At 44.1% G+C, this 24,717-nt stretch carries 29 protein-coding genes and 1 riboswitch; of the genes, 15 read left to right on the top strand and 14 right to left on the bottom strand.

Annotated elements, in window-relative coordinates; translation table 11 throughout:
• Window positions 1-91 precede the first annotated feature (91 nt).
• On the bottom strand, window positions 92-301 hold the full coding sequence (locus L1076_RS14755; RefSeq protein WP_038882392.1) for a hypothetical protein: 210 nt from the start codon (window positions 299-301) through the stop codon (window positions 92-94).
• A gap of 504 nt (window positions 302-805) precedes the next feature.
• Here L1076_RS14755 and L1076_RS14750 point away from each other — a divergent pair.
• Window positions 806-1,063, top strand: a complete 258-nt coding sequence (locus tag L1076_RS14750; RefSeq protein ID WP_237303880.1) for a hypothetical protein — start codon at window positions 806-808, stop codon at window positions 1,061-1,063.
• Window positions 1,064-1,489: 426 nt separating this feature from the next.
• Here L1076_RS14750 and L1076_RS14745 read toward each other — a convergent pair whose 3' ends face one another.
• Window positions 1,490-2,023: a dihydrofolate reductase family protein gene (locus tag L1076_RS14745; RefSeq protein WP_237303879.1), complete on the bottom strand. Its 534-nt coding sequence runs from the start codon at window positions 2,021-2,023 to the stop codon at window positions 1,490-1,492.
• A gap of 99 nt (window positions 2,024-2,122) precedes the next feature.
• Here L1076_RS14745 and L1076_RS14740 point away from each other — a divergent pair, with 99 nt between their 5' ends.
• Together L1076_RS14740 and yghU are read left to right on the top strand one after the other, a co-directional pair.
• A complete protein-coding gene (locus L1076_RS14740; protein WP_237303878.1) occupies window positions 2,123-2,689 on the top strand; it encodes a TetR/AcrR family transcriptional regulator in 567 nt (188 codons plus the stop codon).
• A gap of 216 nt (window positions 2,690-2,905) precedes the next feature.
• Window positions 2,906-3,766, top strand: coding sequence for a glutathione-dependent disulfide-bond oxidoreductase (yghU, locus tag L1076_RS14735; protein WP_063344760.1), 861 nt, complete (start codon window positions 2,906-2,908; stop codon window positions 3,764-3,766).
• A 320-nt stretch (window positions 3,767-4,086) separates the two neighbouring features.
• Here the strand turns inward: yghU and L1076_RS14730 are convergent, their stop codons facing one another.
• The gene (locus tag L1076_RS14730) at window positions 4,087-5,694 is read right to left on the bottom strand and encodes a BCCT family transporter (RefSeq protein ID WP_038865139.1); all 1,608 of its coding nucleotides are present in this window, start codon (window positions 5,692-5,694) and stop codon (window positions 4,087-4,089) included.
• A 501-nt stretch (window positions 5,695-6,195) separates the two neighbouring features.
• On the opposite strand from L1076_RS14730, the gene L1076_RS14725 reads away from it, so the two are divergent.
• From L1076_RS14725 to L1076_RS14715, 3 genes are all read left to right on the top strand, one after another.
• The gene (locus L1076_RS14725; protein WP_237303877.1) at window positions 6,196-7,365 is read left to right on the top strand and encodes a D-alanyl-D-alanine carboxypeptidase family protein; all 1,170 of its coding nucleotides are present in this window, start codon (window positions 6,196-6,198) and stop codon (window positions 7,363-7,365) included.
• Between the two features lie 106 nt (window positions 7,366-7,471).
• Complete coding sequence (locus L1076_RS14720) at window positions 7,472-7,879, top strand: SPOR domain-containing protein (protein WP_038865140.1); 408 nt, start codon at window positions 7,472-7,474, stop codon at window positions 7,877-7,879.
• Between the two features lie 193 nt (window positions 7,880-8,072).
• The gene (locus tag L1076_RS14715; RefSeq protein ID WP_237303876.1) at window positions 8,073-8,777 is read left to right on the top strand and encodes a class I SAM-dependent methyltransferase; all 705 of its coding nucleotides are present in this window, start codon (window positions 8,073-8,075) and stop codon (window positions 8,775-8,777) included.
• Window positions 8,778-8,847: 70 nt separating this feature from the next.
• Here L1076_RS14715 and L1076_RS14710 read toward each other — a convergent pair whose 3' ends face one another.
• The 3 genes from L1076_RS14710 to L1076_RS14700 all read right to left on the bottom strand — a co-directional run bounded on the left by L1076_RS14710 (window position 8,848) and on the right by L1076_RS14700 (window position 10,947).
• Complete coding sequence (locus L1076_RS14710) at window positions 8,848-9,321, bottom strand: peroxiredoxin (protein WP_237304061.1); 474 nt, start codon at window positions 9,319-9,321, stop codon at window positions 8,848-8,850.
• Between the two features lie 138 nt (window positions 9,322-9,459).
• The gene (locus tag L1076_RS14705) at window positions 9,460-10,449 is read right to left on the bottom strand and encodes an efflux RND transporter periplasmic adaptor subunit (RefSeq protein WP_038865143.1); all 990 of its coding nucleotides are present in this window, start codon (window positions 10,447-10,449) and stop codon (window positions 9,460-9,462) included.
• Window positions 10,450-10,452: 3 nt separating this feature from the next.
• Window positions 10,453-10,947, bottom strand: coding sequence for a hypothetical protein (locus tag L1076_RS14700; protein WP_038876783.1), 495 nt, complete (start codon window positions 10,945-10,947; stop codon window positions 10,453-10,455).
• Window positions 10,948-11,115: 168 nt separating this feature from the next.
• Between L1076_RS14700 and L1076_RS14695 the strand changes: the two genes are divergently transcribed.
• A complete protein-coding gene (locus tag L1076_RS14695) occupies window positions 11,116-12,039 on the top strand; it encodes a LysR family transcriptional regulator (protein ID WP_038876780.1) in 924 nt (307 codons plus the stop codon).
• A 154-nt stretch (window positions 12,040-12,193) separates the two neighbouring features.
• On the top strand, window positions 12,194-13,828 hold the full coding sequence (locus tag L1076_RS14690) for a diguanylate cyclase (protein WP_237303875.1): 1,635 nt from the start codon (window positions 12,194-12,196) through the stop codon (window positions 13,826-13,828).
• 75 nt (window positions 13,829-13,903) lie between these two features.
• On the opposite strand, the gene L1076_RS14685 is transcribed toward L1076_RS14690, so the two are convergent.
• From L1076_RS14685 to L1076_RS14670, 4 genes are all read right to left on the bottom strand, one after another.
• A complete protein-coding gene (locus L1076_RS14685; protein WP_237303874.1) occupies window positions 13,904-14,908 on the bottom strand; it encodes an adenosine deaminase in 1,005 nt (334 codons plus the stop codon).
• Window positions 14,909-15,008: 100 nt separating this feature from the next.
• Window positions 15,009-15,108: riboswitch (purine riboswitch) on the bottom strand.
• Window positions 15,109-15,427: 319 nt separating this feature from the next.
• Complete coding sequence (locus L1076_RS14680) at window positions 15,428-15,568, bottom strand: hypothetical protein (protein WP_038865151.1); 141 nt, start codon at window positions 15,566-15,568, stop codon at window positions 15,428-15,430.
• 51 nt (window positions 15,569-15,619) lie between these two features.
• On the bottom strand, window positions 15,620-15,829 hold the full coding sequence (locus tag L1076_RS14675) for a hypothetical protein (protein ID WP_038865152.1): 210 nt from the start codon (window positions 15,827-15,829) through the stop codon (window positions 15,620-15,622).
• A 305-nt stretch (window positions 15,830-16,134) separates the two neighbouring features.
• Window positions 16,135-16,344 (bottom strand): cold-shock protein, encoded by a 210-nt coding sequence (locus L1076_RS14670; protein WP_038865154.1) that lies wholly within the window; start codon window positions 16,342-16,344, stop codon window positions 16,135-16,137.
• 324 nt (window positions 16,345-16,668) lie between these two features.
• Here L1076_RS14670 and L1076_RS14665 point away from each other — a divergent pair, with 324 nt between their 5' ends.
• A complete protein-coding gene (locus L1076_RS14665) occupies window positions 16,669-17,517 on the top strand; it encodes a pirin family protein (RefSeq protein ID WP_045421998.1) in 849 nt (282 codons plus the stop codon).
• 179 nt (window positions 17,518-17,696) lie between these two features.
• Here the strand turns inward: L1076_RS14665 and L1076_RS14660 are convergent, their stop codons facing one another.
• Window positions 17,697-18,551, bottom strand: coding sequence for a patatin family protein (locus L1076_RS14660; protein WP_237303873.1), 855 nt, complete (start codon window positions 18,549-18,551; stop codon window positions 17,697-17,699).
• 224 nt (window positions 18,552-18,775) lie between these two features.
• Between L1076_RS14660 and L1076_RS14655 the strand changes: the two genes are divergently transcribed.
• From L1076_RS14655 to L1076_RS14630, 6 genes are all read left to right on the top strand, one after another.
• Window positions 18,776-19,228 carry a transcriptional repressor gene (locus L1076_RS14655; RefSeq protein WP_237303872.1) on the top strand — a complete coding sequence of 151 codons (453 nt, stop codon included), beginning with the start codon at window positions 18,776-18,778 and terminating at the stop codon, window positions 19,226-19,228.
• Between the two features lie 96 nt (window positions 19,229-19,324).
• Window positions 19,325-20,665: a dihydroorotase gene (locus L1076_RS14650; RefSeq protein WP_237303871.1), complete on the top strand. Its 1,341-nt coding sequence runs from the start codon at window positions 19,325-19,327 to the stop codon at window positions 20,663-20,665.
• A gap of 149 nt (window positions 20,666-20,814) precedes the next feature.
• Complete coding sequence (locus L1076_RS14645; protein ID WP_042606275.1) at window positions 20,815-21,375, top strand: carbonate dehydratase; 561 nt, start codon at window positions 20,815-20,817, stop codon at window positions 21,373-21,375.
• Window positions 21,365-22,369 (top strand): GTP-binding protein, encoded by a 1,005-nt coding sequence (locus tag L1076_RS14640; protein ID WP_042602575.1) that lies wholly within the window; start codon window positions 21,365-21,367, stop codon window positions 22,367-22,369. The genes L1076_RS14645 and L1076_RS14640 overlap by 11 nt, the downstream gene beginning before the upstream one ends.
• A gap of 252 nt (window positions 22,370-22,621) precedes the next feature.
• Window positions 22,622-23,530: a CDF family Co(II)/Ni(II) efflux transporter DmeF gene (gene dmeF, locus L1076_RS14635; protein WP_104036576.1), complete on the top strand. Its 909-nt coding sequence runs from the start codon at window positions 22,622-22,624 to the stop codon at window positions 23,528-23,530.
• Window positions 23,530-23,946, top strand: coding sequence for a MarR family transcriptional regulator (locus L1076_RS14630; protein ID WP_038865162.1), 417 nt, complete (start codon window positions 23,530-23,532; stop codon window positions 23,944-23,946). The genes dmeF and L1076_RS14630 overlap by 1 nt, the downstream gene beginning before the upstream one ends.
• Before the next feature lie 75 nt (window positions 23,947-24,021).
• On the opposite strand, the gene L1076_RS27000 is transcribed toward L1076_RS14630, so the two are convergent.
• Genes L1076_RS27000 through L1076_RS14620 form a run of 3 tightly spaced genes read right to left on the bottom strand, consistent with a single transcriptional unit; the run spans window position 24,022 to window position 24,697 of the window.
• Complete coding sequence (locus L1076_RS27000) at window positions 24,022-24,150, bottom strand: hypothetical protein (protein ID WP_038865164.1); 129 nt, start codon at window positions 24,148-24,150, stop codon at window positions 24,022-24,024.
• Window positions 24,150-24,326 (bottom strand): hypothetical protein, encoded by a 177-nt coding sequence (locus L1076_RS14625; protein ID WP_155396650.1) that lies wholly within the window; start codon window positions 24,324-24,326, stop codon window positions 24,150-24,152. Before L1076_RS14625 ends, L1076_RS27000 begins: the two co-directional genes overlap by 1 nt.
• Window positions 24,327-24,361: 35 nt before the next feature.
• Window positions 24,362-24,697 (bottom strand): hypothetical protein, encoded by a 336-nt coding sequence (locus L1076_RS14620; RefSeq protein ID WP_038865166.1) that lies wholly within the window; start codon window positions 24,695-24,697, stop codon window positions 24,362-24,364.
• Window positions 24,698-24,717: the final 20 nt, after the last annotated feature.

Here is a 24,717-nt window from a genome sequence, read left to right as displayed (position 1 = left end):
GTTAAACTGTGTCAAAGGCTACTACGAAAAACGAATCAAACCTGTGTATTTATTCATGACGTTCCAAACGAATCATGATTGCTAGCAAACGTCAGTCTTCACTGCTATCTACCCAGCCATCATCAAGCGTCATTCGACTTAGCATCTGATCCATTAAATCTTTAATCTCAATTCGCATTGCGCCCTCTGGCGCATGATGCTCAGCTGAGCGCTTGGCGTTCGTTAGACTTTTCATGAAGATAGCTTCGCTATCCATCACGGCGTGTTTCGCGTTGAAGTAAGTGACCTGATAGGTCGGCATGGTACTATTCCTTTTGTGGGGACGTGGTGATGTGACGCTTTCAATATAGCATTGTTTCACGCTTAAACGTTCGAACTGACTTGGTTTCTTGCCAAAAGCTGACTAGGCAAACAACTGATTATCAAGGAGTATGGACGGAAAATACCCATCACACAATGGTTATTACCTCGCCCCACAAGCCTGCGCACGACGAGTATGTTTCATCGCTTCCCTCTGTTTAAGCAACTTAACGTTCCATTTGCCATAATATTACGTGTGTCCCAGACATGTCGTGGTTGTTATCCCCAAAGCTTATCTGTTGAAAAGCATCGTCTTTCTATGAGCTATCTTGTGCTTGTGGCGTTTCTAAGCTCAGAGGTTATCCATTCGGTGTTTTACACATCTTATTCGTACACAACTATCTTATTCAGCTCTGACTCCAGTTCCGTCATCGGCAATACTAACTTTTCTTGCTAAAAAGGTAGAAAAGTTTATAGTATTGTTAAGTTGAAATTGAGTATCATCATGCAATTACAGAAAAAAAAATCCAAAGTATCGCTAAACATTAAAATTTCATCAGACTTAGATTATCGTCTTAAACGAGCGAGAAAAGCAGCACGTGAACAGGGGTTGATGTTCAACGTATCTCAAGAAGTTGAAAAGTTTCTTGAGAAGGAAATAAAGAAAGTTGAGCGCTATCTATCAATAGATGAAGAGATTAAGGATAACTTAGAGGAGCTTGGTGGTCTAAATATGGATAAGCTAATGAAATCAATGGATTAATGAAAAGTCTTAAACTAGTACTGATTAGAATAGATAAGCTTGGAGATGATTATGGGAACGATAATTGGGTTACTGATTTTGGCTGTGATCGATGTGCAGCTAAAGCGTAATAGCGGGTTGCATTTGCATCAATGGATCGCAAAAAAATACAGTGATTATCAAAAAAACAAAAAAACACCTTTATGACTTACCAATGCCACTGAATTGATTTGAGCCGTGTTTCTATTAGGAAAATGCTCAAAAATAAAATCCAGACTGGTAGGTTTACAGAGGACATTTTTGTGGTCGAGTACTTACTATACTTGCTCTAATTTGTAGCAGTTCTAACTCAAAAATGTCCTAAAATGAGTTCCGTCGAACATCGCTATTGAAGACAAAAATCGCCCTTAACGTTATCGTCAAGAGCTTGATTCACTCACCCCCAAACTACCTTTGACGCACGTAAGTCGTTTTCACTAACGTATCTAAAATAACCTCGCTTTTCGTCACTTTGAAGTTGAGTGGTCGTTCCAAATCACCAAACAAAGGTGCGCCGCCGCCAAGTAGGATAGGGAAGCGCGTGATCACCATTTCATCAATAAGATCTTCTTTTAGGAAGTTCTGAATCGTCACACCGCCGTCGATGTAAAGCTCGTTAAAACCTTTTGCATTTAGGTCAGCAAGCACATCTTTTAGCTCGCCTTTTACTAAAAAGACTTTGTCTTCGTAGCCTTGTGGCACTTCTGTCATGGTGTTGCTGAGTACGAACACCGGTTTGCTGTATGGCCAATCGCAATCAAAGCTCAGCACTGCATCCAAGGTATTGCGTCCCATTACCAAGCCATCAATGCGTTCCATCAGTGAGAAGAAGCCAGTATCAATATTATCTGGGTTTGGTACTGAATGTAGCCAGTCGAGTTTGCCCTGTTTATCTGCGATGTAACCGTCTAGACTGGTTGCAATAAATACGATATTTGCCATGAGTACCTCATTAAAATGTTGGTGCTTGAGCCAAGTTAAAGGTTAGGTTAAAATTAATTCTACAGTGTAGAATAATGCTGAGTTTATCGGGAAGATCAAATGTCTGTCAACGAAAAGAAACGCGGAAGACCGGCCGCCAAGCAGTCGCAGCTAAGCGCAGAAGGCATCTTAGAATCGGCCAAGCTATTGATGAAAAAGGATGGAAAGGTACCAAGCATTCGCTCGTTAGCGACGCAATTAAATGTCGATCCTATGGCGATCTATCACTACTTCAAAAATAAGAATGCCTTGCTTGAAGCGTTAACCACATCGCTGGTGGAGGAAATTTATCAACCTCAAATGAATGAAGATTGGCAAGGTGAACTCAAAAGCTTGTCTGTTAGCTACATTGCACTGCTGCGTGAGTACAACGGGTTGTTGCAAACCATGTTGAGCATGACATCCCATGGCCCAGCTCAAGTGTTTACCGAGCGTTATCGAATCATTGTTCAGCCTTTGGGTTTATCCCCGCAAGTGGAGAAAGACAGTTTGGACTTGCTGGCGGATTACCTACATGGGTTCGCGTTCTCAATCAGTTGTTGTCACGATGCAAGCTTGATTAAGACTGAGATGATGGATGGACCGCTGAAGCTGATTTGTTCCTCGTTGTTGGTATCTCGAACCTAGCTCACATTAACGTGTACTTTTTTACTTATAGCGTGAAAGAAATTCCCATAACCAAAGGTTCTAACTAAAAGAGATTGAAGGACTTTTATTTGGCGAATTCGACCTAATATCTTGAATAGGCTTTATCGTATTTGGCGATGGGGACATTTGATTATGCTTGCTGGCGTGATTAGGACGTCAGTTCGAAGATGCATTCAAACACAATAAGGGATAACAATGACTAACGAATATACTCCACCAAAAGTTTGGACAAACGACAACGAAAACGGCGGCCAATGGGCAAGTATTAACCGTCCAGATTCTGGTGCACGACATGAGCAGGCGCTTCCAGTTGGCGAGCACCCATTCCAGCTTTACTCAATGGGTACGCCAAATGGTCAGAAAGTCACGATCATGTTTGAAGAACTGTTAGCAGCAGGTGTAACGGAAGCAGAATACGACGCGTATTTGATCAAGATTGGTGATGGTGATCAGTTTGGCTCTGGCTTTGTGTCGGTGAACCCAAACTCGAAGATCCCTGCACTAGCGGATCATTCCGGTGATGAGCCAGTGAACGTATTCGAATCTGGTAACATCTTGTTCTATCTCGCGGAGAAGTTTGGTCACTTCCTACCACAAGAAGGTGCAAAGCGCGCTGAAGTCATGAACTGGTTGTTCTGGCTACAAGGTTCTGCGCCATACCTGGGCGGTGGTTTTGGTCACTTTTACGCATACGCACCAGAGAAGTTCGAGTACCCAATTAACCGTTTCACGATGGAAACAAAACGTCAGCTAGACGTACTGGATAAGCGTCTTGCGAACAATGAATTCCTAGGTGGCGATGAGTACAGCATTGCTGATATCGCAACTTGGCCTTGGTACGGCAACCTTGTATTGGGTCGTGCTTACGATGCGGCTGAATTCCTAGACGTAGCAAGCTACAAAAACGTTGTGCGTTGGGCGAAAGCGATTGATGAGCGTGAAGGTGTTAAACGTGGTCGCATTGTTAACCGCGCATGGGGTGAAGAGTGGGAGCAAGTGGCAGAGCGTCACAGCGCATCAGACATTGATGCGGCTCTGGCGAAAAAGCCTGAATAATTGCCCTTTCTGAATGAGTAAAAAGGAATGCTTCGGCATTCCTTTTTTTGTTTCGTCGAGAGGCGTACGCAAAGTAATAAGTGATCGCCTTGAAATAAAGCTGCGTAACAAAGGATGTCATAGGACTAAGTCCGTTCCAGTGGTGAGTTAGAATCCCTTGACCAATAACTCATTGCTTTATTCGCCCCAACACCTTTGCGTTTGGGGCTTTTTTATGTGTAAGAACGGAACTTATTGATTCGCAATACAATATGGTGACGAGCATAAAAACGAGCGCCAAATGGACGCTCGTTTCTCATATTGATGATATAAAGCTTTTGCTAAGCAACAGAAGGTTTCTGCATTGCGTTTTGATACGCCGGTAATTCTGATCTTAAGCCTTTAATCAAGCTCACACACATGACCAATAAGACTAAGGTGAATGGTAAACCCGTTGCGACAACGCCAGATTGCAGTGCTTGCAGTGCCTCTTTACCACCAATCCAAAGCATGACGGCAGCGATAGAGCCTTCAATACATGCCCAGAAAATACGCTGTGGTACTGGTGCATCAATTTTGCCGCCAGCGGTGATGCTATCGATAACCAGCGAGCCAGAGTCTGATGACGTAATAAAGAACACCAAAATCAGAACGATAGACAGGATTGAAATGACTGAACTAAATGGCATGGCGTCATACACATGGAACAACGTCAGTGAGATATCGGTTAAGCCATTTGCACCTAATTCACCGACTTTATTGACGACTTGGTCGAGTGCGATACCACCGAATACGGCCATCCAAACTAAGGTTACTGTGGTTGGAATCACGATAACCGCGAAGATAAACTCCCGAACGGTACGTCCTTTCGATACACGTGCGATAAACATGCCCACAAATGGTGACCAAGATACCCACCACGCCCAATAGAAAACAGTCCAACCGTGCATCCATTCAGTGTCTTCACGACCTACAGGGTTGCTGAGTGCAAAGATATTCTGTGCGTAAGCGACAGTGGTATCCCAAATGGATGTTGTCGCGATATCGAAGCTAATGAACATCACGAACGCCAGCAGTGCAAAAGCCACCGCCATGTTGATGTTACTCAGTAGTTTGACACCTCCATCGATACCTCGGATCACAGAAAGTACTGCGATAAAAGTAACGAATGCGATAACAATCATTTGCGTACCAATGCCACCTTCTAAACCAAATACATGGTTAATGCCACTGGTTGCTTGTTGTGCACCTAAACCGAGAGACGTCGCTAGACCAAATAGAGTGGAGAGTACCGCTAGAATATCGATAACGTGACCTAACCAACCCCAAGCGCGGTCCCCAAAGATTGGATAAAACGCTGAGCGCAAAGAAAGTGGTAAACCTTTATTAAAAGCGAAGAAGGCCAGTGAGAGTGCAACAATGGCGTAGATCGCCCAACCGTGGATGCCCCAGTGGAACATGGTTGCGGCCATCGCAAGTGATTTTGCTTCTTCGGTATAAGGCTCTACGTTGAGAGGAGTACCGAACCAATTGGTAAAGTAAGCGGTTGGTTCTGAAACACTCCAGAACAACAGTCCAATACCCATACCGGCAGCAAAAAGCATAGATAACCAAGAAATGGTTGAGTGTTCTGCAATGGCGTCTTTACCGCCGATTCTAATTTTTCCGAGGGGAGAAAAAAGAATCGCGATAGCGAATAAGATGAAGAAGTTTGCTGACCACATAAAGAACGAGTCGAAATCTGAAATGATGCCGTTCTTTAGGCCGTTTAGGGCATCACGAGCAGTCGCAGGGTCAACAATGAGAAGAGAAGCAAGACAAAGAAGAACAAGACCAGCACTAATTCCGAATACTGGGTTGTGGATATCGAATCCCCACTTTTGAACGTTGTCTTGGCCAACCTGATAGTCGGTGGTGTCGATACTATATTTTTTTAGTGCATTATCCATAAATACAACATGTACGCTTTTTAAAAGTGCTGTCCTTTTTCAAGAAAAACACCAAAACCGCCCTCCATTTATTTTGAGTTCAAATTAAAAAATGCGACGAGATAATAATGTTTTATGTAAAAATATGCAAATTTACGCTTTTTTTGTCCTTTTATGCGAGTTTTGACCGTGCGTTTAGGGTTGAAAAGTTATGAGGTGTAATGTTTTGATGTGTAATCTTTTTGGGTCTTTAGCACAGAGAGTAAGGGCTAAAAGGACGGGGCTAAGATGGAAAGTTCAGCTCTTTGCTATTAGCGCTTTGGTATTTTGAATGGTGATAAATATTAGCTGTCTCATATGCTTGACTAGCGTATTCATATGCTGGTTTTGTGTGCAATATTCTACGGACATCGCATTCTTTTCGACAAACATCGAGTAAACGTAACGAATCGTAACAGAGCTGCTGTAACTGAACAGCGTTTCAATATACTCCACTTAGTTTGTAAGCCACAGAAAGCTGCTATGAGAAAAAACACTTTAATCAATGCTACGTTAGCGACTGCTCTGACTGCAGTATCTACTTTTAGTTTTGCTGCACCTACCGTTGTTCCTAATGCTCCGGAGCTTAGCTCACGCGGTTACGTTTTAATGGATTACCACACCGGAACTGTATTGGTAGAAAGAGACGCAGATAAGCGTCTTAACCCCGCAAGTTTGACCAAACTGATGACCGCCTATGTTGCTGGTCAGGAGGTTAAATCAGGCAACATCAGTCTGGATGACGACGTGGTGATCAGCCGAAATGCATGGGCAAAAAACTTCCCAGACTCTTCAAAAATGTTCATTGAAGTGGGTACCTCTGTTTCTTTGTCTGATCTATATCGTGGTTTGATTGTTCAATCGGGTAACGATGCCAGTGTGGCTATCGCAGAACACGTTGCAGGCAGTGAAGCTGGGTTTGTTGGATTGATGAACAGTTGGGCGAATCAGCTTGGTTTATCAAACTCTGCATTTACCAACCCACACGGATTGGACAGTGATGGTTTGTATTCGACACCTCGTGATATTGCGACTCTCGGCCGTGCCATCATTCGTGATTTACCAGATATCTACCCGTTGTACAGCGAGACTTCGTTTACTTACAACGGCATTACCCAATACAACCGGAATGGCTTGCTACGCGATCGCAGCATGAGTGTGGATGGCATGAAAACCGGTTACACCAGTGGCGCAGGTTACAGCCTTGCGACGTCGGCAACTAATGGTGACATGCGTTTGGTCGCAGTTGTAATGGGCGCAAAAAGCCCAAGTGTACGTGAGTCAGAAAGCAAACAACTGCTGAGTTACGGCTTCCGTTTCTTTGATACGGTTGTACCAACTGAAGCTGGTAAAGAAGTATCAACAGCGCGCGTTTGGATGGGCAATCAAGATGAATTGAAAGTCGGCGTCGATCGCGATATCTATCTAACGCTACCAAAAGGCGATGTAAATAAGCTGCAAGCGGAAGTTGAATACAACGGCGATTTAATTGCCCCGATTCAAAAAGATCAAGTGGTTGGCAAGGTTTTGTATAAGGTCGACGGTGACGTCGTGAAAGAAACTGAGCTAGTGGCGTTAGAGCCCGTTGATGAAGGCAGTATCTTCAAACGTCTAATGGATTGGTTTAAGCGCTTGGTCGTGAGCTGGTTCTAAATCTCGATTACACGCAAATTGATTTACTAAGGCGGCCGAAATGGTCGCCTTTTTGTTTTGAGCACTCATTAAGAGAAACATTCAGAACAAAAAAACGGAGTTACGTGTGCGCAAGATTTTATCTTTGGCCTTGGCTTTTTCCCTTACTGGCTGTGTGCTGCCGCAGCATCAACCAGTCGATTCTGGGCAATGTGTTGGTGTTATGTCATCGCAAGATGCTTATGGTTACCTCAACCCAAATCACTACACGATGCAGGTACTGGCACTCAAAAAAGAAAAGGATGTCAAAGAGTACATTCGCTATATCGATCCGAAACATCCGGTTTGGGTGAACTGGAAAAATAGCCGTGGTACACGATGGTATACCGTGACGGTTGGGGATTTCAAAACCAAGCAAGACGCTTATAACGCACTGTCTTCGTTGCCAAGCCGCGTTAAGCAATCTTCCCCGTTTGTGCTGACGTTTGGTGAAATGCAACGCAAGCAAGAGACCAGTGTGGTGCGAATGCGTTAATACCTAGGCTTTGATTCGATTAGGGGGTTGCATACAATTCAGAGTCTTTCGATACATCGGTAAGGCTCTTTCTATTTTTCAGAACGCCACTTCTTCAATGTACGCGCAAGATCACTGATCTGACGTGCTTTTCACTTTACTTCAGATCGAGTATTTTCTAGTCTTCGCATCCCACTTTTTCGTTGGAGTCACCATGAAGCAAGAAATGTACACCACCTACGCAAAGCAATACGATTTAGCCGCGCAAGATAACCTGTACAACGCGCATTTTGAGCGTCCAAACACCCTTGAACTAGTCGGTGATGTGGCAGGCAAAAAGGTGCTGGATTTAGGTTGTGGTTCTGGTATTTACGCGCAGCTTCTTCTTGAGCTGGGCGCAAGCTCAGTAACCTGCATCGATGCTGCACAAGAGATGATAGATATCGTAAAAGAAAAGCTAGGTAGCTCGGTCACCGCTTACGCGCAAAACTTGGCGCTCGGTTTACCTGAAGAGGCGGACAGGCAGTACGATTTAGTCATTTGCCCGCTGATGGTTCATTACATTGAAGATCTTCGTCCCTTGTTTAACGATATTCAACGAGTATTAAAAGCCGGTGGTCAGTTTGTCTTCTCAACCCATCATCCATTTGCGGATTTCGAATGTTCGGCTTCTGGTAATTACTACGATAAAGAGCTGGTTGAAGATATGTGGAATACGGTAGGAGAACCGGTTCCTGTGGCATTCTACCGCCGTTCATTACAAGACATTACCGATGCGATTACGGGCAGTAACATGGCGATGCTGGCGATTTCAGAAGGTAAGGTGAATGAAAAGATTCGTGAAATCTCTCAGGAGCATTACCAACGTTTGGCGACGTTCCCGAACTTCATCTTCATTAAATGTGTGGCGCTGAGCTAGTAAAATCAGTGAGTTCAGATAGAAAAAACGGAAGCGCAGAGGCTTCCGTTTTGTGATTTTTGCGTTGAGCTTAAAGTGCAGCGAGAATGGTTTCTGCTTTGCTCGCTTCGAATGTTTTTGGCTCTTCAATATTCAGCGCGGTTACTACGCCATTTTCAATGATCATTGCGTAACGCTGTGAACGAACACCGCCAAAGCCGCCCGTGTCCATTTCTAGACCAATTGCTTTAGTGAAGCTTGCATCACCGTCACCCAACATGAGTAGCTCAGAAGCATTTTGCGCTTCGCCCCAAGCTTGCATGACAAAGGCATCGTTTACCGATACACAAGCAATAAGATCAACACCTTTCGCTTTCAGTTGGTCTGCTAATACAACGTAGCCAGGTAAGTGAGCTTCAGAGCATGTTGGCGTAAATGCACCTGGTACCGCAAACAACACGACTTTCTTGTTGGCAAACAGTTCGGTTACTTCGTGATTTACCATGCCATCCGCAGTCAGTTCGCTAAGCGTTGCGGCAGGTAGTACTTGGCCTTGTTGAATCATCATTTTCTTCCTTATTTGGGTAGCTTTATATAGCTCACTCAGTCTAGCGCCAAAAGTGTTTGCTAACCACAGACGAATTGTAGGGGCATCATGGGCTTCCTAAAAACAAACCGCCTCTGTGGGCGGTTTGTTTATTCTCTACATCGCGTTCAAGTAAGACTTATAAGAGTGAAGGCGAACCGTTGCTGCGCCAATTACATCAATGAAGCCAAACAGGCTGTGTGGTTTATTTGCGGCAATCCACGCTGAGCCAGTTGCACCGATTGGGATGGATTTGCCTTCTGGTTCGAAGATTTCCAAAATCACAGTACGACCATGGCTACTGGTGTTTGCTCCCACGTGCTGACGAACACTTTGCGGCCCTTGCAGAGGAGAGACAGAAGATTCTCCGGTACCCGCAGTAATACTGTGCACGCGCGCACGGAACACTTCACCAGGGTATGCGTCGACGTAAAACTCAGCAAACTGTCCCGCTTCAACGTAACGATAAGTTTGGTCAGGGATGCGCATTTCTAAAAACTTACGTGAGGTGTCGTATATGTGCATGTTACCCACACGGCTGCCGTCAGCGACATTAACAACGGCTACTTGACCATCATAAGGCGCTCGTACCGTTTTACGCTCTTGCTCAAAGACAGTCTTCTCAAGGTCAGCATGGAGTGATTTTAATGACGCTTTGGCGACGCGTAATTGTGATTCGTAGTATTCCAGATCGCGGCCTTTGAAGATTTCTGGTGAAGTTTCACCACGCACGATGTCACGCTTCAGCTGAGCGATGGTCTCTTCTTGCTGCACAATCCCAGCCTTAATCTTCTCGACGTCGGCTTGCGAAGTGGTATCCACTAAGGTGTAAATCACATCGCCTTTCTTGACTCGTTGGTTGTGCTGCACGTTGATGTGGTCGATTTGCTCACGAAATAGGGGAGACAACACGGAGTGTGGTGCTTTGACTGTGGATGAGTAAGTGAGATCAACCGGAGCCCACAAACGGGATAGAATCCCCAGCACCACAAGAATGAACGCGCCGCCAGAAATAATCCAAAACGCGCTTTTAAGTGTCCATTTGATCGCGCCAGTCGAGACCAAAATCCACATGATCAAAATGTACGGAATCATTACCTCTTTCATCGGTTATTCCTCCGTTGCTTTTGCTGGCGTTTGGGGTTGTGTTGACAGTCGGCTATTGCGAATAATGTTGCTAAGTGATTGACCAATGTGTTCCCAGTTAGCGAACGCAATGATAAGTGCCAATACCCACCATGCTTTATGGATGAATAAACCACATAAAGACAAAGCAAAAACCAATTGAATGTGAGAACTTTTCTTTTCTTCCGCTCGGTGCACTGCAACTTCATGGATCTGCCATAGCAAATAGATAACAAAAAGGACAAGGGCTATGGTGACAGAGAACAGATACCCGCTGAAGTATTCAGAGTTAAAGATCACCATCATGGTGTCGTTGGGCGTGTTGGTAAATAAACTCATATCAATGTCTTTTGAATTGATCGTACCTATAGGTGCAAGCAAATAAGCACCGCAAAGCATCAGAGCCATGAAGATCGAGAACTTTAATAGCACCATAAAAATCGCAAATATCACGCGACCTATGGCTTTTATGACGTTCATAGTTATACCTTTTGTCGATGTTTGGAGGGTAGAACGTTGAGCGAGTGATGGTTGTTTTATTTGTTTCATCACGTGCGCGCAATTGTATGAAAAAACGCCATAAGTTGAGTTATATGTGATATAAGTTATGGCTATATCACTAGGTAAATTGACGAGAATACATAAATTATGAAGCACTCAGATTACAGCCTTATGCCGACCTTCGTGGCGATTGTCGAAGAGAAAAGTTACACCAAGGCGGCGCAACGATTGGGCATTAGCCAATCAGCGGTCAGCCAAGCGGTAGTCAGGCTTCGTGAGATGTTTAATGACGCACTGTTTATACGTGAAAGCCACGGTGTGTCACCGACGGCGTATGCCCTGGATATTTACCCAACGCTCGCCAGTGCAGTTGAAAGTATTGCGTATATGTTGCCTGAACATTCTCGATTTGACCCTGCCCAATGTGATAAGCGTTTTGTGATCTCGTCTTTGAGTGTGTTCGGTTTTACCTTGTTACCAGAGTTGTCTGCAATGATTAGTCATACTGCGCCAAAAGCGATGACACGGATTGAGCCACTCTATAGCATGGACTTAACCAACCTTTTGCGAACTCAGCAATGTGATCTTGTGATTGAGGCACACACTAACTTGCATCCTCATTTACGTTCTCAAGTGTTGATGTCTGATAAGTTGACGGTAACGTGCCGGGCTGACCATCCACGCTTACTAGGCAATACCATTAGCGTGGATGAATATTTAGCAGAAAAGCACGTCACTTTATCTCAACTTGATCAACAAGGAGGGTATTTGACTGGACGTGGGATTAAAGACGAAAAGATATTAGCTCAGCGTGACGTTGCTTGGCAGAGCAGCAGTATTATAGAAATATTGCCGGTGATACAACGTTGCGATTATATCGCCCTTATGCCTCAAATATTGTTAGAACAGTACAAAGAGTTGTATCAATTGAAAGCGTTAGAGATCGACTTTCTAAAAGAGCCTATCGATGTTGCTATGTATTGGCATTCATCTCGTACCAACGATCCAAGTCATAAATGGTTGAGAGAACAATGTGCATTGGCAGCGAAGAAGTTTTCAATAAACTATTAAATTTCGACCGTTTTTCATACTAAACCACATAGCAGACTCTTTACTAACAAACTAGACTATATGCATATCCTCACATTTAATAAGGACATTTGTGTATATCGCGGGGTTTGCTTTCCGAAGTGTAAGAACCAAGTTTGTCGTGACGTATTCCGTAATGACGATTTGTTTCGTCCTGATTCTTTTCGCTGTGTTGTACTTTAAAGAGCGGCAACGGATCTTTAGTGTCGCCTTAGAAAACTCCATTCAACTTTCTAACCTCCATTCGGACGTCATCAGCCAAGAGTTGCAACGACATGTGGCGTCATTGCAAACCATTAGTGGTCACCAACGTGTTCAAGAAGGGGATATCGACTTTATTGTCGAAGAGCTCAAGTGGCTCAAAAGCATGTCTAAGAAGTCAGTGATCAATACGCTTTTCGTCGATGAGTATTGGAATCTGATTGATTACAAGGGTAGAGCCATAAAAATCGAGTGGCCGGAATTTGTTGGAGATGCTCGATGGAAGCACGGAGATTATCACATCACAGCGCCGCACGTTGGCTTACTGGTCGAAACGCCCGTTGTTGCCCTTGGTGTACCCGTGTATGACGAAGCGGATAACTGGAAAGGGATTGTTGGTGTGTCTATTTCCGTAGACTACCTTGCGCAGCGTTTGTCGAAAGTGAAGTTAGGCAACAGCAGCTATGCTTGGATCTCTGATAGCACCGGGACCGTGGTTTCTCATCCCGACAGCTCTCTGATTTTGCACGCCAATATTTTTGAAGGTGAACGAGTTGGTTTTGAAGGGTTTGCTGACATTGCGGTGCAAACCAATTGGGAGAATGTTGGACACGGCCACTACTACGACAGAAAGGTCAATGAAGCCAAGATCGTGACTTTCGCTAAAATCGATACTTTGCCCAACTGGACGCTCTTTGTGACCACGGAAGAGTCTGATATTTTCCTCGATATCAATGAGTTACTGGAAGATGTAGCGATTACTTCATCGGTGGTGATTGTTGTTTTCATGCCTATCGTGTTTTATCTCACCAATTCCATCACAAGGCCGATTTTGGATCTAACGTACGATGTCGAAAACGCAGTGAACAATCATTACACCGCGTTTTCTGGCTACGATTCGAAAGATGAAATAGGTCAGCTTTCCAATGCGTTTAAAAACACCTTTGATGAAATCCATCAGCACAATAGAAAGCTAGAGGAAGTGGTCGCACTCAGAACACAAGAGCTCAATACTGCGAACCAAGAGTTGGCGTACTCGGTCAATTTGCTCAATGCAAACAACCACAAGCTCACTTGGTTGGCCATGCATGATCCGCTCACCAACTTATTTAACCGTCGTGCACTGATCACCAAAGTTAACGAGCAGCTTCAAAAGGCACGAGCGCACAGTTGGCCTGTCTCATTGATTTTGCTCGACCTTGACCACTTTAAAGAGGTTAATGACACATTTGGGCATGATGTTGGGGATGACGTACTAAAGCATATTGCTGATTTTCTGGCCCAAACCCCTTTAGAGGAAGGTATGTTGGCACGATGGGGCGGGGAGGAGTTTGTCATCGTCGCTTCCGAGGTATCTTTAGAAAAGGCACTGCAATGGGCACAAAACCGTTTAGAGGCGCTTAAGGATGAAGATTTCAGCCCTGTTTCGAAAGTGACGTTCAGTGCGGGCATTGCCACATTAGGGTTAGAAGACAGTTTTGATGAACTGGTCGCCAGAGCAGACAAGGCGCTCTATGTTGCAAAAAATGCGGGGAGAAACTGTATTAAAACCGAACGAGATACATCGTGAGGTACCTAGTAAAGGTGTATTTCAAACAACAAAATCAGGGCTAGATAGCTAGCCCTGATTGGTTTGTATTTATAGTCAGTGATTCGCTAAATAATCAGCGACTTGAGCACGGTATTTGGCTTTCAGCGCTTCGCTGATGAAGCTCGCATTAATCGCATTGATGGTGAACTGAGCTAGCTCTGGCTTCGTCATCGGGTGTGCATTGCTGACCGCCAAAAAGTTATCCGTCATGTAACCGCCAAAGTAAGCCGGATCATCCGAGTTAATGGTTACCGCGACACCTTTACGCAACAAGTCGACAATGTTGTGCTGTTCCATTTCATCAAACACGCAGAGCTTGATGTTCGACAACGGGCACACCGTGAGAGGCATTTTGCTTTCGATAAGCGCTTCGACCAACGATGCATCTTCAACGCAGCGAACACCATGGTCTACTCGACTGACACTTAGCATCTCTAGTGCGTCAACAATATTCTGCGCTGGACCTTCTTCGCCAGCATGAGCAACCGTCAGCAAGCCCGCTTCTTTTGCCTGTTGAAATGCACGCTTAAACTTCTCTGGCGGATGACCAAGTTCGGAAGAATCCAAGCCAACACCAATGATTTTATCTTTATGCTTTAAGATCGATTGCAGCGTTTCGATCGCGCTTTCTTCAGATAAGTGACGTAAGAAGCAAGCAATGATTTGTGAGGTGATACCGAGCTTCTCTTGTCCGTCTTGCATGGCGCGAAAAATACCATGAATGACAATATCAAATGCAATACCGCGGTCGGTGTGCGTTTGCGGGTCGAAAAAGATCTCAGTATGGATAACATTGTCGGCTTTGCAGCGTTCTAGATATGCCCAAGTCAAATCGTAAAAGTCTTGCTCTGTACGCAGCGCATTTGCCCCTTGGTAATAGATATCGAGAAAAGATTGTAAATCTTCGAACTCGTAGGCTTTACGCAGTGCTTGAGGTGATTCGAATGGGATGTCGATTTGGTTGCGCTTTGCTAGCTCAAACAACAATTCTGGCTCTAGCGAACCTTCTATATGTAAATGTAACTCTACCTTTGGAAGACCTTGAATAAATGCGTTCATAATAAACTCCCACTTTTTCTTATGGTTGTTGTGGATGCAGTTACTCTAAGAATAGGTATAGATTGGAAAAAATCGAACGCTATTACAAAGAGTAAGATCCACAGTGATCTCAACTCTTCGTAATCAGCACTTTAAGGGAGCTGGTAGAGACCCCCAAACCATATCATTGGGGTTATACGAAGCAAACGGTTGCGATTATACGCAAAAAATCGGGGTTGGCTAGCGTTGTTAGAAAGCAGATGGGTGATAGTGAAATGGAGAAGAAGGTTAGTCTTTCGGGCGTAGTAGGGGTTATTTCATCGCGGGGTGTTTCGGTTCCAGCACACACCGAGCTGTGAATCGAGTATTCAGAGGCTAATTCTGAATGACACCTTGCGAGAAATTTGGTGTTTAATATCGGGTTTCTGTGCGTTGCTCATTGTGAACTGAGAAGGGGTGGCGATACCTTGCACATCGATATTTTTAATAGGTAAGAGTAATGAAAAGAGTATGGAGGGATTTCATTTATTCGTTTAAACATTAAAGATCAAACAATTTATCAAATTCTCTTTGCTCCATAATGTCCTCAATACGTCGGCGTGTTTGTTGTTTTACTGCAGCGGCGTTTTGTTCAGACTCTTTCTTTTCTTGTTCTATTTGTTTTTTACTTTTTCTGGCCATTTGAATACCTTCCTAGTTATTCGCATTACTAATTAATGCATCAAAATAGACTTATTTGATACTAAAACTTCCTAACTTTGAACCTGAGTCACACAGTATTTCACCTGAGTAGCTCTTCTCACAGTATTTAAAATCAATGAGATAACAAGTTGATTGAAGCTTTGGCAGTATATGGCGCCTTAAAATGTCACCGTTAAGTTGATGTATTTTGGCGTTCCAAGAAATGTCGGGTTGTTTTAAACGGAATTCAATTTCTAACATCTATTCTCCTGTTTCTTTGTGATTTTTTCTTTATTTGATAATTGATACCAGTGTCGTTGACGACCAGTTCTTCTAGACATAATTTTTCCTAATTTTAAGTAAGTGATATACCAACGATTACAATAGTGTTCTAACGATAGATACAGTGTGCTAGTGATGGATATCATGTCCGCAACCCATTTATTTTAGGCAGCAGAAAACCGAGCAAATTTTATTGAATATTGCTGAGTGTTAAGTGTGAGGAATTTTTGAAGGGGGAGGAGAGTTTGGTGCAGCAAGGAGATGCTGCACCAAGAAAAGCTATCTTATAGAGGAGTAACTTCAGTCGCTTGAGGACCTTTTTTACCATCTTCTACATTGAAGCTTACTTTCTGACCTTCAGTCAAAGTTTTGAAACCGTCAGCAACGATAGCGTTGAAGTGTACGAATACATCTTGGCCGCCGTTGTCTTGAGATAGGAAACCAAAACCTTTAGTTTCGTTAAACCATTTTACTGAACCAGTTACTTTAGACATAAAAACCTCTGAATTTAAACAATAATATACGAGTTTTAGTGGATCTTTTTTAAGCTATTGAATGTGCAATCAAGAGGAAGTTTTACGCAGGTGTCTGAATTGAGGGATTCAAGAATTTACTGAGAGGGAACTTAAACTAAATGTAGCATTAACAGCTCTCTTCTAAGAGCCAGCCATCACTATACAGCGTGTTTGAAAAATAGCTACCATTATTTTGAATTTATTTTTGTTCGAAAAAATCGATGGAGTAGAACAACTTCATCCACTCATGATTTTCTCCCGCCCTTTCTACAATGGAACCATACCAATAAGGGAGGCAAGATTATGAGTACATTGAGAGAGATTCGTCAGGTTATCCGTTCACACGCAACCGCGGATGGTGATGGTGTAAAGATTCGTCGAGTTGCCGGATTCAACAACGCCAGCTTTTCTCCTTTCTTGATGGTGGATGAACTGAAGTCTGATCAGCAAGCGGATTATATTGGTGGCTTTCCTCCACATCCTCACCGTGGCATAGAAACGCTAACGTACATGATGAAGGGCCATTTCCAGCATCGCGACCATATGGACAATGTTGGTGAACTTCGTTCCGGTGGAGCCCAATGGATGGCCGCAGGGCGTGGCGTTATTCATAGTGAAATGCCAATCATGCAAGATGGCGCTTTGCATGGATTTCAGATTTGGATTAACCAGCCAGCGCGCAACAAAATGACGCCAGCGCAATACCATGACTTTCAACCTGAAACGATCACTGAGTATCACCAAGAAACACAAGGTTTGGTGAGAGTGTTGTCCGGCGATCTGAATATAAATGGTGAAGTGATTCGAGGTCCACTGGATAAAACGGGTGTGCCCGTTACGGTTGCTGATTGGCGTTCTGCCTCCGGGGACTGTTTAAATCTTATAACACCCTCGCATCACAACATGATGGTGTATGCCTACAAAGGCAATGTAAGTCTTGGTGACCGTGTTGTTAAGCAGGGGGAAATGGCCTTGCTGTCTCAAGGTGATACGGCTGAGTTAAACGCGAATGAGGCTAGCGGTGCGCTTATCTTCATCGGTGAGCCGATTGATGAATCAGTTGTACACTATGGTCCTTTTGTAATGAACAGCATCGAAGAAATCGAACAAGCGATTCAAGATTACAACGCAGGTTTATTTGAGACTTATTAAACCGTAAGGAAAACATGCTGTTTGGCCGCTCAGCAAGATGGAAAAAGCGCACAATGATTTGGAACTCCCTTATTGAGTTCAACTGCAAGCAAAGACGATATCCACTGCCATCGAATTTGCAACAGCCATGCCTAGTCGGTGTGGCTTTTTTTATCTGTTTAGTTTTTGATTCGTGCTACCTAGTTCCTAATTTTGTTCCAGCGTTCAATGGCGTGTTGACCAAATTCAATGCCAAGCTCATAAGCTTTACGTAGTGGCTCTGGAGAGCGACTTAAGCGCTTAAGTTGAAAACCTTCCGGAGGGCAAATCTGGATGATCTCAACACCTGCTGGTGGATTCTCTATTAATTCCAAAGACTGGTTATAACGAACGTGGCGAGTGAGCATTGGCTTGACCAACGCAGGGTGATCTTTCAATAGACGCGCGGTGAGTTTTTCAAACTTTGGTTTGGATTTTCGATAACTTACAGGTCTGCTCCGTAAGACCATGATTTTGGTTGCCCCGCGCTTGATGGCTTCTGCGACAGGAATAGCGTCGGCGACCCCACCATCGACATATTTTATTCCTTTCAACGCGACACCGTTGCGATACAAAATAGGTAATGCGCTGCTTGCCTTCATTGTTTCCGCGAGCATATCAATTGTTGGGGTTAAGTACTCTGCTTGTCCGTTGTCTTGGCGAGTGACACCTAAAAAGAAAGGGCGAGCATCAGCAGACAGTACCGCTCTATCTATATCGAGTTCTTTGAGCGTGATGTCCCACATCCAATCTAAATCCATCATGTCTCCGCCACGCACAAGCTGCGTTGGAGAGATAAATTCATTACGTAGGCTGTAATCGAGATAAATTTTAAGGTTTCGCCCCGGCATATTTGCAAGGTAAGCCGCTAGATTGCTTGCTCCCGCAGATACCCCCCAAAAGCTATCAAAGGGTGAGAAGTTATTAGCCATGAAGTGATCGAGTATGCCGCAGGAAAATACGCCGCGCATTGCGCCGCCTTCTACGATGAGAGCGCGAGAGCCAACTTGTTCCATCCTTGCCATCCGTTTTGATTGTTATGATTTGGGATATCAGGCTTCTAGAGTAACGGATCTAATTCATATACCCAAATCGCCCTTAGGCCAAGCGTTGTTGGTTCGTGGACCTCTGCCTTATCTTGGATACTTCTGTGTTAGCTTGATGAACTTTTAATTTATGTTATAACATAACAATTATTATAAAATATATTGGGTGGCATAAATGTTTTGTGAGGTGGGTAATGGGCGATATCGACGCGGTTATTAAGCATGTAGAGAAAATCTGTAAAGCTCGAGGCAAGCAACTGACATCAAAAAGGAAGCTCGTCTTAAAAGCACTGGTTCATTCTAACAAAGCGTTGTCAGCGTATGAGTTGATGGACTATTGCAAAACGCATTTTGATCAAAATATTCAGGCCATGTCGGTTTATCGTATTTTGGATTTCCTTGAAAGTGAACATTTGGCGCACAAGCTAAAGGTCTCTAATAAGTACATTGTCTGTTCTCATATCCTGTGCGACCACGAACATGGTATCCCTCAATTTCTGATTTGCTCTAAATGCGACAAAATCAGCGAGCAAACCATCGATCCTGCCATGATTACTGGCATTCAATCGAATGCGCGACAAGAAGGTTTTACGGTTATCAGCCCTCAATTGGAAATCAGTTGTGTCTGCGACGATTGTGTCAAATAGAGGTGTGAGCTCACTCTACCTACCATGAGCGCACAAAACTCACTTTGTGCGTCATTCATTTTTTCATCCCTAACAAAAAGGAACCGGCGAAACGTCATGCCTGCAACGCTGATTAAGAATGCCCGTGTGGTAAATGAAGGAACAATTACAGAAACAGATTTGCGGATTGTCGATCAGCGAATTGAAACCATAGAAAAGGATATTATGGCTCGCCCAGATGATGCAGTTATTGATGCGAAAGGCTGTTATTTGATCCCAGGAATGTTTGATGACCAAGTGCATTTTCGTGAGCCAGGCTTAACCCATAAAGGCTCGATAGCGACAGAATCTCGTGCAGCGGTCGCGGGCGGTATTACCAGTTACATGGAAATGCCGAACGTAAACCCAGCGACAACCACAATTGATGCATTAGAACGGAAGTTTGCAATTGCCGAGAACAACTCACTTGCAAATTACTCGTTTTACCTCGGTGCGACAGAAGACAATCTGGACCAAATTAAGTTGCTCGACCCAAGTAAGCATTGTGGCGTAAAAGTCTTTATGGGTGCTTCAACAGGGGATTTATTAGTTGAAGCGCCGCAAGCTTTGGACGCGATTTTCCGTGATTCGCCTGTGTTAATTGTCACCCATTGTGAAAGCGGCCCTAACATTGCTCAAAACAAGCAAAGGTTGCTGCAAAAAAAGTCGGAACTCACAATAGAAGATCACCCAGTGTTACGTGATGACGAAGCTTGCTATGCCTCCTCTTCTTACGCGGTTGAGTTAGCGAGAAAACACCATAGCCAACTGCATGTTTTACACATTACCACCGCAAAAGAACTTGCCTTGTTTGAGGCTGGCTCCATTCAAAATAAGAACATCACAGCAGAAGCTTGTGTTCACCATCTCTGGTTTAGCAATGAGGATTATGCGGAGCGTGGGAACCAAATTAAATGTAACCCAGCAGTGAAATACCCAAGCGATCGTGAAGCGCTTCTAAAGGCATTAAGCACAGGCCAGATTGATATTATCGCGACGGACCATGCTCCACACACTTGGGAAGAAAAGCAAGTCCCTTACGACCAAGCACCTGCTGGCTTACCTTTGGTACAGCACGCACTACTGACGCTGTTTGATCAAGTGAGTCGTGGTCACATGACGATGGAGCAAGTCGTAGAGAAAACCGCTCACAACCCTGCGATTCGTTATGGTGTTCAAGAGCGCGGTTTTATTCGCGAAGGCTACTTTGCTGATTTGGTTCTTGTTGATGCAGCAGTACCAACGCCGGTGACGAACGAGAACAGCTTGTACCACTGCGGTTGGTCGCCGTTTGCAGGGCATACGTTCTCATCACAAATCAAAACAACGTGGGTAAACGGCGGTGTGGTTTATGCCAACCAACGAGTGATTGAACCAAAGGAATATGGCATGCGACTGTCATTTGAACCTCGGTGCTAGGTTTATCTCTGGGCTTATTTTTGACCTTCATTTTTGAAAGCTTATTTGTACTCCCTGTTTTTTAAACCTGATTTGTAGAAGCTGTAATGCTTGAAGTTAGACGTTGTAGTTTGAGTGTTTAATAAGACGCCGAATAAAGAGAAATCAATATGTTAAGAAGAAATCCAACAGGTCACATGCCGGAAGTGTCGGAAAATGCATTCATCGATCCGACTGCTATTATCTGTGGCAAAGTGATCATTGAAGATAACGTTTTTATTGGTCCTTATGCGGTGATTAGGGCTGATGAAGTCAATGAACAAGGCGATATGGAAGCCATCGTGATTAAGCGTGATACCAATATTCAAGACGGTGTGGTTATTCACTCGAAAGCGGGCGCTGCCGTGACCATTGGCGAGCGTTCTTCTATTGCGCACCGTTCCATTATTCATGGGCCTTGTGAAGTGAGTGACGATGTTTTTATCGGCTTCAACTCGGTCGTCTTTAACGCCGTGATTGGCGCAGGTTGCGTGATTCGTCATAACTGTGTGGTGGATGGTCTAGACTTGCCAGAGCATTTCCATGTACCACCGATGACCAATATCGGCGCTGATTTTGACTTGAATAGCATCTCGAAAGTGCCACCAGAATATTCGGCGTTTTCGGAGTCTGTTGTATCTGCCAACCATGAGTTGGTTCAAGGTTATAGGAGAATCGCCAATGAGCTCTGATAATCAACCTATTTTAGGGGTTCCAACCAACATTATTACTGGTTTTCTCGGAGTGGGAAAAACTTCGGCGATTCTGAATTTAATGGCGAATAAGCCAGCGAATGAACGCTGGGCGGTATTGGTCAATGAGTTTGGTGAAATTGGTGTGGATGGCAGCTTGGTTCAAGGCCAGCACAGTGGGCAGCAACAAGTTTTCATCCGTGAAGTCCCAGGTGGTTGCATGTGCTGCGCTGCCGGTTTGCCAATGCAAATCGCGCTAAACCAACTGCTTAATGAAGCGAAGCCAGACCGCCTGCTGATTGAGCCAACTGGGCTTGGTCATCCAAAAGAAGTATTGCAAGTACTGTCGACGCAGCATTACCGAACCATATTATCATTGCAAAAGAACATTACGTTGGTGGATGCGCGTAAGCTTTCTGATGCTCGTTACACCGACCATGAGACCTTTAACCAACAAATTGCCATTGCCGATACCGTGGTGGGTAACAAACTCGATCTGTATCAAGAGGGCGATTCGGAAAAACTAAAGGCGTATGTTGAAAATGTTGGTCGTCCGAACACGAAGGTGATTTTTGCGCAGCATGGTGTGATTCCATTTGCCGAGTTCGAAGGGAATACCACTATTCATGAGAATCCTCCTCATCATCACCATCATCATGCGAATGAAAAGCCATTGGTTTCTGAGATGCCCATGCCAGAGAGTGGCTTGCTGAAAGCGATGAATGAAGGTGAAGGCTTTCAAAGCGTTGGTTGGCGATTCTCTCCTGAGAAAGTGTTTGATCGCCAGCAGCTCATCGTATTATTGGTTGATCTACAAGTAGAACGTATGAAAGCGGTCTTCATCACCAATAGCGGCATTTTTGGTTACAACCTTACTCCTGATGGTTTAACGGAAGTAGAACTGGATGACTGTGCAGAAAGCCGAATCGAATTGATTGCCGATAGGATAGATGAGCAATTTGAAGACAAGCTTCTCGCCTGCGAAACGCGATAGAATCACATAACTTGGGCGTTAAACCTGATAGGGTTCAACGCTCCTCTTTGTTTTTCCTCTCTTCTTCCTTTTTCTCTTTTTCTGACGACCTATCCTGACTTTTCAAAAATGCCTTTCTCTGCAATTCATGTGGCTCATCGGGCAATGTGCTTTCAACATCATTTATTTTCCGTATTGACATTGTTTGACTGTCAAACTAAATTAAGTCAAATAATTTGATAATCAAACTAAAATTGGAAGGTAAGTGTCGCAATGGCTGTATCGCAACATTCACATGATTTCGTTTCTCACAACCAAAAGGGTGAAAAACGCACGCTCTACGTATTGATTCTAACCGTGACCACTATGGTGGTGGAGATTGCCGCCGGAACCATGTTTGGTTCAATGGCATTGCTGGCAGATGGTTGGCACATGGGCACACACGCAGCGGCATTTTGTATTACTCTCTTTGCTTACCGCTACGCGAAACAAAATGCGCACAATGACCGCTTCTCATTTGGTACGGGTAAAGTCAGTGTACTTGGCGGTTTTACCAGTGCGATTGCTTTGGGGATTGTGGCATTGATGATGATGGTCGAATCGATTCATCGTCTCTTTAATCCAGAGAGTATCCAATTTAACGAGGCGATCATGGTCGCGGTGATTGGTTTAGTGGTTAACCTCGCAAGCATGCTACTTCTGCAAGATCACCATCATCATGGGCATGACCATCACGATCACCTCGGACACGATCACGAACATCATCACGACCACAACTTAACCGCTGCGTATTTCCACGTGCTAGCGGATACATTGACGTCTTTGTTGGCGATTGTGGCGCTGATTGTCGGTAAGTTTTACGGCTGGGTGTGGTTAGATGCCATGATGGGCATTGTTGGTGCTGTTGTGATTGGTAAATGGACGTTGGGCTTGATGAAGCAAACCGCGCCAGTACTTTTGGATGAGAGTATCGATAAGAACTATCGCAAAGAGATAAGAAAGTCTTTAGATCCGTATGCGGAGGTTGTCGACTTACATATCTGGAAAGTCAGTGGCCATCATTATTCTGCGGCGATTGCATTGAAGAACAAGAGTGATAAAACACTGGATGAATTTAAGCAAATACTGGCTAAGTTTGATAAGATTCATCATCTTACTTTGGAAGTTCAAACGACTGAGTGATGCGCGAATTAGAAAAGCTGAATCAAACGCTTACCGAGTTTTATGACAAAATGTCTTCTTGGGAGCAATCTGTAGTGAAAGGCACTGGTTATTCACTGGCTCAAATCCACACGATTGAAGTGTTGGGTGGGCATGGTGCACTGCGTATGAAAGAACTGGCGGAGAAGCTGGGGATTACGACCGGTACATTGACGGTTCAAATTGAAAAACTAGTGAAGGCGGAGTTGATTGAACGTTGTCCTCATCCAGAAGACCGCCGTGCTATTGTCGTGAAGTTAACACCGAGTGGCGAAGAAATTCACCACCACCACAATCAGCTGCATCTAGATTTGGTTCAGGACTTAACGCGTAATATCGACCCCGAGCATCAAGCCATTCTGTTTGCGTGCTTGCAGAAAATGAACAGAGAGTTTTGATTAGGCTTTTCGTTTCCTAACACAAACCCTGAACACCAAATTACAAAAAGTAGAGCACCGAAGTGCTCTACTTTTTTATAAGCTCGATAGAATTTGTTCGATTGGCAGTTGTGTAAATGCGTACGTCACGCCAACACAGAATGCAGAACCGGTAATACCGATTCCAACAGTTGTTGCGAGTAAGAGAAGCGTAATTTTAGGCATTAGAGGCTAAACTCCTTTTTGAAGGTAGGGTACATCACCCCATTTGCTTCTTGATAAGTTTTAAAACCATAACCGAATGCTAGTGCTGCCATAACAATGGCAAATGCTGCAATATTTCTTCCTTTCATCCCTAAACTCTCAACTGTTGGAGGCAAAGTGACAACCACTCTGCCCATTGCGTTTCTATCGTTTATTGATCTTGGATGCTCAATTATTGGTTAAAGCACACGAACAGAACCCACGCTGTTGCCAGCACAAGTAGTGGTGTGAATACTTTTTGAATTGATGCACCATCGGTCAAATCGTAAATCACGATCGACTCTTTATAGAATGCGCGTTTGAATGAACTAAAGCTGATTTCATTTTTTACATCAGATTGCTCGTAGCGTTGACGCGCAGAGTCTGCCATTTGAGATTCAAGATCTTGCATCTCATATTCTTTGTTAAAAAATGCATCCCACGCCGAAATGCGAGCAATAGCTTTTGGTGAGCGATTGCCCTTTAGTTTTTCTAGACGCTTAGCGTATGCAGCTTGATATTTATCCACGATAAATTCCTACATGAATA

Source organism: Vibrio sp. MMG023 (genome assembly GCF_021654215.1).
In the GTDB taxonomy this organism is placed as follows: Bacteria; Pseudomonadota; Gammaproteobacteria; order Enterobacterales; family Vibrionaceae; genus Vibrio; species Vibrio jasicida.
The sequence above is the reverse complement of the archived record's forward strand: the minus strand, read 5'-3'. Positions and strand labels throughout refer to the sequence as shown.